This window comes from bacterium (assembly GCA_022616075.1).
Classification (GTDB): domain Bacteria; phylum Acidobacteriota; class HRBIN11; order JAKEFK01; family JAKEFK01; genus JAKEFK01.
The window spans coordinates 1-7699 of record JAKEFK010000267.1 but is presented as its reverse complement, the minus strand read 5'-3'; the positions used below and the strand labels follow the sequence as shown (position 1 = coordinate 7699).

Below are 7699 nucleotides of genomic sequence, written 5' to 3'. Positions count from 1 at the left end.
TTACGGCTGGATTGATGGTCTGCGCAAGAGTATTGACGATATCAGCTACAAAATTCGTTTCACTCCGCGAAAATCGACCAGCAATTGGAGCGCAATTAACATCAAACGCGTAGAAGAGCTTACCAAACTTGGTTTAATGCGCCCTGCCGGCCTGAAAGCATTTCAGAAACGCAAGGAAGAAAAGTCAGCAATTTACTCGTACGAACAAAAAAATAGTATTCAGCTGAGTGCTGAATACGAAAAGAGATTTCGTGCGGACAAGAAGGCGTGGGAATTCTTTCAAAAACAGGCTCCCTGGTATCGGCGAACATGCGTTTATTGGATCATGACCGCCAAACAAGAAGAAACGCGTTCAAGGCGCCTTGCAACTTTGATGGAAGACTCGCGCAAGGGACAAATCATAGGTCCAGTCAAAAAGGCAAAGAATTAACCAGGCTCTGAGTCACTCGTTCGGCGGTCAGAAATCCTTCGTCGTTCTTTATCCGGATTGTCCTGAAAATACTTTGCCCAGAATTGCCGCATCCAGCTTTGCAGCTTCGGATTCCTCTCATCCAGAGAATTCCTGCGATCCGCTCCGCTTCTTTGTTCTGTAAGTGGTGGAGTGCCTTCCGTTTTGAAGATCTTCTTTAACCAGACAAACATATCTCACCCCGTCTGTTTATAATAAACCTTGAGGCGCATTTGACCAAACCATTGAAAGAGACGGGAATTCCCTTCCGGTTCCTTGCTGCTCCGGTCACTTTTGCATTCATTTTCATTTTCTTTTTCGCGCTGGATCTCTACCTCACCGCAAAGGAAAAGAAAATACGATCGGAATGGGGCTCGCATCCGGTAAGAGGCCAGGTGACAAACGGAACGGCGGAAAGATTAAGCGGGATGGCGATAAAACTCGGAATCGTTCTGGAAGCTGAAAAAATTTATTTAAAACAACCTGATTTCGAGCTCCAATCGAAGAAGCTTGAAAAGATTTGGAACGAACTGAGTCATCATGTCAGAGCGGAAGCCGTTGCCGCCGGTTCTCCGGATCCTATTCCGGACGAAACAAAAAGATTCTTGAGCGAGTCTCAGAGTGACATCCTTCAAATCAAAAAGCATTTGGTTTACGAAGCATCTCCCGTCTGGCGCGAGGAGAATCCTTCTGAAGCGGATTTTTTTTCGACATTGAAAGGTATCCTGCGACTTCATCATGTGTTTGCTGCCGATGCCCTTTTTCAATTAACTGCAAAAAATGCTTTGGAATCGGAAGAATCATTAACAGCCTGCTGGAAGCTGAACGAGTCGCTGAGAAACAGAAAAGAACCGATTTCTGTTTTCGTGGCTCTCAAATGTTCAACCATTCAGATGGGCCTTGTCAGGAAACTTCCATCGATTTCCGAAATCTGGCACAATCGTTTTCGTACACTCGAGTATCGCAAATCTGTTTCCATTGCTGTAACCGCTGAATCGGCGCGGTTTTTTGAGTCGTTGAACGAAAAGTCCGTTCGCCGGGACCTTTTGATGGATGAGCTATCTCCACTACCGGAATGGGGCAAAGCACCGGCAGCGATGCTACTCGACCCTTACTTACGCATCTGCCGTTTGAACTACATCACTTCAGAGAGGGAATTGGTCTTGGCCTTACAGAGCTCAAAAAATCCTGCCGAAGCTCCGAAACGCGAGAATCCCCTGCTCTCCGATTTTCTGCACGAATACGAATCGATGAACAGTACCCTACTGGAGTTTGAAAAGAAACAAAAGAAGTTTCTCGGGTTGTAAAACGTATACAATAGATAGAGGCAACGGAGGTAACTATGGTTAGAGGTGTTGGCAGTGGTGGCCCCGCGCCGGTGCCGCAAGATTCGACGCCGGTCGGCAAAACTGAATCCACAAAAACTGAATCCGCCCAGAATCAACAGGTGGAATCGAAAGAAACCAAAAGTGGCGCAGCTTCGAATGCAGCTTCACGAATCGCTGAAACTGCGATGACAGGCAGCCTGCTGGCTGCGCAACTGCAGACTCAATTGACGCCGGAGAAACCCACGACCATAGCGGGGAGTGCTGTTGTGAAGAAACCGGATCTTGCGGAAGGTCCGGGGGTCCGTCCGGAGGTAAAGGAGACGCAAAAGCAGTTGAACGAATGGCGAGCTCGAAACGGTCTGGAGCCCTTGAAGGAAGACGGTATCTTTGGACCAAAAACGAAAGCGGCAGTTCAGCAGTTCCAGGAAGCAAACGGTCTAAAAAAGGATGGCATCGTGGGTGGCAATACGCGGGACCGGCTTGCGCTGGAGAATAATGAAAATTTTCAGAAACTAAATCCACAGACACAGGATCAGGTTCGAACTCTGATGAACGGTTCTCAGAAGGATCCGGTTTCGCGGCAAGCTCTTTTAACAATTGCCACGGATGAAAACTTCGGAAAGCTTTCCCGCGCGGATCAGGATACAGCGCTGCAGGATATCAAAGGAACTGCCAGTAATACAGCGGAAAAAACAATGCAAGGGTTGAACAACGATCAGTTGCTCAAACTCGCGGAATCGCCCGGTGGGAAAGAACAACTTGCTGCTTTGAAGATGGCTCTTGAGCAGGGTCCGGTAACGCCCGCAAAGCAAAAAGAACTGGATCGAATCAACTCGGCAACTTTTACGCCCGCAGGCGGTTTGAAACTGCAGGGATCAGCCGCGGATCAAGCCACGTATTTGCATATGACGCGCCGGGAAATGCTCACTTCACCAGCCTTTGCGAAAACGATGAACGAGATCAACGCGGATAAAGCGCATCCGGTGACTGTAAACGTTGGGCGCGACATGCCTGGAGTCCGGTTGGACGTCGACCGTGGCGGCGGTAAGCAGGACGTTGACCTCGCGGATCTTGAAAAACTTCCGGTCTCTCCTACTGCTCAGAACCCGCACGCCATCACGCAAGGAGAAGTGTTGATTCACGCGATGCGTGAGGCTCGTCAAAGAGCGTTGGGAGAAAAATTGCACGGGCCGGCTCATGAAGCAGCAATCAAAGCTGAGAATGAATACAGGAAAGACATCGGGCAAACGAGCTTTAGAAAAACAACGCCCGGAGAAGATGAAACGTTCGTTGATAACGAACTCGGTGATATCAGCATTGTCATCCACTTTGATGGAGCCCCGGATGAGGAGCTCAAATTCGACAAACAACAGAAGATTCAGCGTTGATAGTCTGGTTTTTCTTAGTAGTTTTTGGAGGACTTATGGAAAGTCAGAAAGTACCGGTCGAAGAAACAAATCTTCCTCTTGCGCGAACAGAAGAGGAATATCTGAAGGACATGACGGAAACAAGCGATCTCGTTTTCATCGGGGTCGTGGTTGGTTTAGGAAAACCTCCGCTGTTCTGGAGCGGCCATTCCAATGCCTATCAAGCGGCCCGCTACAAAATCGAAAAAATTCTGAAGGGAAAATACGATGCTCCAGAAATATCTGTGGACCATGTCCTCGTTTATGAAAGCAGCACCGCTCAACCAGGGGAAACGCCGCATCTATCCCGCGCGTTGTTTGCCACGAATTCTCAATTGATCGTTTCCGCGAACAATACTAGCAAGGGATGGAAATCTTTGAATGAAGAGTACGGCGCTCTGCCGGCAAACGAAGAATGGCTCCAGAAAATTAAAGCTGCCATGTAAGGGGACGTGGTGGGGCGACTCGCTCGCAACCTCTTAGAATCGTTGAGGTTTACGACATGATTTCAAAACAAGATCTGCTGAAACTGGCGAAGAAAGAATTTTCAACAACGTTGAAAGTACTAAAAGCTTTTCCTCCGGAAATGAAAGAATTCCGGCCGCATGAGCGGTCGAGTAATGCGATCCAGTTGACATCCACATTTGTTTTTGAAATGTACTTGTTCAGCCTGTATATCTTTGGAGAGACCATCGATCCATCAAGATTCCAAACATACAAACCTGATAGCATCCAGAGTCTGATAAACGATTTTGAAAGAGAAAGCCAACAGACGCTCGCCCGGCTTGAACAAATGCCGGAAACCGTGCTGAGCAAAACCGTAGAATTTGCGGGACATACCTTTAACGCTGATGAATTCGCGCTGATGATGATTTGCGATCAGATTCATCACCGTGGCCAGCTTACGATATATGTGCGAATGGCCGGCGGGAAAGTCCCCTCCGTCTATGGTCCGTCAGCCGACGATCCTTCAACTAATTTCTAAGTTTATTGGATTGCCTTTTCCAGCCGGGATCCATGCACCCTGGAAGTTTCACAATTTGGTTATCCAGTTCCGGACAACAGGGGACATTTTCCCTGCAATTACTTGCCAATAGCTGGTGATTTTCGTAATTTCATGAGATGTTAAAGTACGAGTTGCAAGCCAAAGGGCAGGACGAGGCAGGAGAGTGAATGCAATACGACTTTCTAATCTTTGGGGGCACCGGGCTGCAAGGAAGAATATGCGCCCGGGATCTGCTGGAATCCGGCTACTCGGTATTACTTGCGGGCAGGGACCCGGGCGGAATAAGCGATCTTTTAGAAAACAAGAAAGCCGGGTTTGAGTCCATCAATCTTACTGAAGAAGCAGCGATCCCGGCAGTGATTCGCAAATCGGAAGCGGATGTTGTGGTGAATTGTGCCGAACTTGTATTCAACATTCCTATCATGAAAGCTTGTCTGAAGACCGAAAGGTCGTGTACCGATCTCGGTGGATTGCAGGATATAACGCGGGAACAGTTCAAACTGGATTCGGCGTTTCGCAAAAAGGGCCTCTTAACAATTACGGGATGCGGTTCGACTCCAGGGATAGTAAACGTGATGGCTGCCCACGGCTTAAAACAGCTTGGCTCTGTAGAAGCGATAAAGCTGGGTTTTGCGTGGGATTCGAACATCAAGACATTCGTTGTCCCTTACTCAATGCAAAGTATTTTTTATGAATTCACACAACCGCCTGTGATTTTTCGCGATGGAAGGTTTGTGAAAGGAAATCGCATAGAATGTCTTGGCACATTCGACTTTAAAGAAGTGGGAAGGCAGACTGTTTATTGCATCGTGCACTCCGAGGTCTACACATTCTCGCGATATTTCAAACACAAAGGAATTGGGAATGTCCACTATATGGCCGGTTTTCCCGAGCATTCCTTGAAAGCGATTCAGGCTCTTATTGACCTTGGCTTCCATTCACCAAACAAAATTGTGATCGACCAATGCACGATGAGTCCGCTTGATTTCACCATAAGAGCGCTCAAACAATTGCCCATCCCCCGCGGCTACCGTGAAGTAGAAAACCTGTGGGTAAAGGTGGATGGAACAAAACGAGGAAAAGGAGTGATTACGGAGATGAATTGCATTGTCAAGACAGTGAAAGGTTGGGAGAGCGCGGGAACTAACGTTGGTACCGGTCGGACGATCTCCATCATGTCACAGATGCTGAAACGCGGTTTGATTCCACAGACTGGAGTTTATGCGCCCGAAGCAGTCATTCCTCCCGATTTATTTTTCAAGGAATTGGCCATGCGAAAAATGTATGTGTATCAGGATGGAGAAAGAATCAACTAAGTTAGCGGCAATCCATCATTCGGATTCAGTTTAGAGTGACGTATCGCTCAATTCTCGCCACCTCTTTTGCGTTTACATATTTTCCGATCTCGCGGCGAAACTGTTCTATGTTTTTGTAAGGACGATACTCCTTGAACTCGTGCAACATCTTGGGTCCAAGGCCGGGAATGCTGAGAATTTCTTCATCACTGGCTGTATTTAAATGAATGGGAACGAAGACGTATTGTTCCAGGCGTTGTAATTCTTTCTGGTCAACGTATTTACCGATTTCCCGCCTGAACTGCGCAAGAGACTTGTATGGACGGTACTCAAGGAACTCGTGCAGCATTTTCTTCCCCACACCAGGTATCATCAAGATTTCTTCTTCCAGCGCGGTATTGAGGTTCACGTGAACAAACACTTTCCCATACAAGTCCGTCAGTTGTTTTTGATTGAGCGACTTGCTGAGAAACGCATTAAGTTCCTTCATGCTCGGGAAAGGACGGCGCTCCAGAAGTCCCTTCACAATCTCCGGATTCATGTGCGGCAGCGCGAGTAATGCTTTCTCATCCGAAACATTCACATCAAGCAATCCCCGTTGGGCCCCTACTTGAGCTGGAACTTTTTCCGCAAAGTTGATGACGAGTGCGAGCGACGTAATAACTGTAAACAATACTTTTTTAAACGTATCCATATCTATAACTCCTTCGTTGTAGTCTTATTGTTTTCGGTGCTGGGCAACGTTGGGTGCCGGTATGTGCAGGCCAAACCGAGCAAACCCAATTGGATCATGATACCGGGAGCAAGAACTGGCGGCACTGTTGCTCCTCTGATCGTTTCCAGAATCAGTTGCTTTCCCTTCAGCGCAGGATTCATTTCCAACTTAAATTCCATTCTGGCGTTGTAGTGAATCCCAATTCCTATAATTCCACTTGTGATGAAAAGAATCATGATTCCCTGAAAAATCCGGATGCTCACTGAAGCAACGGCATGAGCGAAAAGCATCACGAAACTAGTCAGAAGCAGCAAGAGCGGCACCCATTGCCAGACCTCTTCTATGTGTCCGATCAACAACAATTCTGTTCCGGTCCCGGCTGCCCCCAGGAGAAATATTGTCATCAGAACGCGCCGAACAACCGCAATTGTAGCAATACAGTCCTGCTTTTTCTCTCGGGTCCGGTTCAGTTGCACAGGTCAGGTTTCGCAATCACTTTTTAAAAAGTGCAGTTTATAAGAATTGGCTTTTCCAAACAACGTTTCAATCCTAATTTTAGTATTTCTGGTATCTGCCCGGTACACCAATCCAAAACTTGTTTCATTCCGTATATAGAGTAGTCATCAATGGTGCGGTGGCGTTCTTCAGCGAATAACGTGTTTTGCCTGCCGATGGGTGAACAAAAGTCTCGCTTGGAGGTATATAATGATTCCTTTTTTCGTTCGTTACCGTACCGCCCCCTCACTTCTCCTTTTAGTTACGGTTCTTCTGCCTGGATACGGCGCGGCCGCGTATGCTGGCCAGTCTCTTTACGCTGTTACTGCTGATAACAGATTGTTGCAGTTTGACAGTTCCAATCCCTGCGCGATTCTATCGGACCAGCTCATTACGGGTTTGCAGGTTGACGAAGCGATCGTAGGGATCGACTTTCGTCCGGCAAACGGACAACTTTATGGGCTGGGAAGCAGAAACCGGCTCTACACCATTAGCACTTCTACCGCTGTTGCCACTGTAGGCGCCGATCCCTTTGTGATTCCGATTCAGGGAAAAGCCGCTGGTTTTGACTTCAATCCCACAGTCGATCGGGTCCGAATCATCACAAACACTGGACAAAACCTGCGGGTAAATCCTGTTACGGGAGCGATTGTTGGATTTGATACGAATCTTGCTTACGCCGTAAACGATGCAAATGAAGGTGTGCAGCCACAGGCTGTCGGCGCTGCGTATACAAACCCCGACAACGACCCGCTCACGGGAACTACTCTCTATGACATAGACTCCCGCCTGGAAATTCTCACCACACAGAATCCTCCAAATTCGGGCACTTTGAACACGACCGGATTACTCGGAGCGACCACAAGTGTTTTAGAGGGATTTGACATTGCCCCTTCAGGAATTGCATATGCTGCGCTCAAAGTGAACAAAAATTTTTCTTCACGAGAGTGTGGCGGGTCACAACTTGTTACCGTGAACCTGATCAATGGTACCGCGACCAGTCTAG

10 protein-coding genes are annotated in these 7699 nt (G+C 47.8%); 7 read left to right on the top strand and 3 right to left on the bottom strand.

Annotated features, from left to right (window positions below; genetic code table 11):
* Positions 1–430 (top strand): YdeI/OmpD-associated family protein (locus tag L0156_22230; GenBank protein MCI0605715.1); only part of this gene is annotated, 430 nt, incomplete at its 5' end.
* Here the strand turns inward: L0156_22230 and L0156_22225 are convergent.
* Positions 427–642, bottom strand: a complete 216-nt coding sequence (locus tag L0156_22225; GenBank protein MCI0605714.1) for a hypothetical protein — start codon at positions 640–642, stop codon at positions 427–429. The two genes, L0156_22230 and L0156_22225, sit on opposite strands and share 4 nt — an antisense overlap.
* Positions 643–681: 39 nt before the next feature.
* On the opposite strand from L0156_22225, the gene L0156_22220 reads away from it, so the two are divergent.
* From L0156_22220 to L0156_22200, 5 genes are all read left to right on the top strand, one after another.
* Positions 682–1755 (top strand): hypothetical protein, encoded by a 1074-nt coding sequence (locus L0156_22220; protein MCI0605713.1) that lies wholly within the window; start codon positions 682–684, stop codon positions 1753–1755.
* Between the two features lie 35 nt (positions 1756–1790).
* The gene (locus tag L0156_22215) at positions 1791–3164 is read left to right on the top strand and encodes a peptidoglycan-binding protein (protein ID MCI0605712.1); all 1374 of its coding nucleotides are present in this window, start codon (positions 1791–1793) and stop codon (positions 3162–3164) included.
* Positions 3165–3199: 35 nt separating this feature from the next.
* Entirely contained in the window at positions 3200–3628 is a 429-nt protein-coding gene (locus L0156_22210; protein ID MCI0605711.1) for a hypothetical protein, read from the top strand.
* A 56-nt stretch (positions 3629–3684) separates the two neighbouring features.
* Positions 3685–4167: a DinB family protein gene (locus L0156_22205; GenBank protein ID MCI0605710.1), complete on the top strand. Its 483-nt coding sequence runs from the start codon at positions 3685–3687 to the stop codon at positions 4165–4167.
* Positions 4168–4355: 188 nt separating this feature from the next.
* Positions 4356–5504, top strand: a complete 1149-nt coding sequence (locus L0156_22200; GenBank protein MCI0605709.1) for a saccharopine dehydrogenase NADP-binding domain-containing protein — start codon at positions 4356–4358, stop codon at positions 5502–5504.
* Between the two features lie 25 nt (positions 5505–5529).
* Here the strand turns inward: L0156_22200 and L0156_22195 are convergent, their stop codons facing one another.
* On the bottom strand, positions 5530–6177 hold the full coding sequence (locus L0156_22195) for a helix-hairpin-helix domain-containing protein (GenBank protein ID MCI0605708.1): 648 nt from the start codon (positions 6175–6177) through the stop codon (positions 5530–5532).
* 2 nt (positions 6178–6179) lie between these two features.
* Positions 6180–6602 (bottom strand): hypothetical protein, encoded by a 423-nt coding sequence (locus tag L0156_22190; protein ID MCI0605707.1) that lies wholly within the window; start codon positions 6600–6602, stop codon positions 6180–6182.
* 301 nt (positions 6603–6903) lie between these two features.
* On the opposite strand from L0156_22190, the gene L0156_22185 reads away from it, so the two are divergent.
* Positions 6904–7699: DUF4394 domain-containing protein (locus L0156_22185; protein MCI0605706.1), on the top strand; the 796-nt coding region annotated here is incomplete at its 3' end.

What these genes read in the sequence shown, in the direction of transcription:
- L0156_22225 (MCI0605714.1), bottom strand. Translation starts at nt 642, where the DNA reads ATGTTTGTCTGGTTAAAGAAGATCTTCAAAACGGAAGGCACTCCACCA.
- L0156_22215 (MCI0605712.1), top strand. Translation starts at nt 1,791, where the DNA reads ATGGTTAGAGGTGTTGGCAGTGGTGGCCCCGCGCCGGTGCCGCAAGAT.
- L0156_22210 (MCI0605711.1), top strand. Translation starts at nt 3,200, where the DNA reads ATGGAAAGTCAGAAAGTACCGGTCGAAGAAACAAATCTTCCTCTTGCG.
- L0156_22205 (MCI0605710.1), top strand. Translation starts at nt 3,685, where the DNA reads ATGATTTCAAAACAAGATCTGCTGAAACTGGCGAAGAAAGAATTTTCA.
- L0156_22200 (MCI0605709.1), top strand. Translation starts at nt 4,356, where the DNA reads ATGCAATACGACTTTCTAATCTTTGGGGGCACCGGGCTGCAAGGAAGA.
- L0156_22195 (MCI0605708.1), bottom strand. Translation starts at nt 6,177, where the DNA reads ATGGATACGTTTAAAAAAGTATTGTTTACAGTTATTACGTCGCTCGCA.
- L0156_22190 (MCI0605707.1), bottom strand. Translation starts at nt 6,602, where the DNA reads ATGACAATATTTCTCCTGGGGGCAGCCGGGACCGGAACAGAATTGTTG.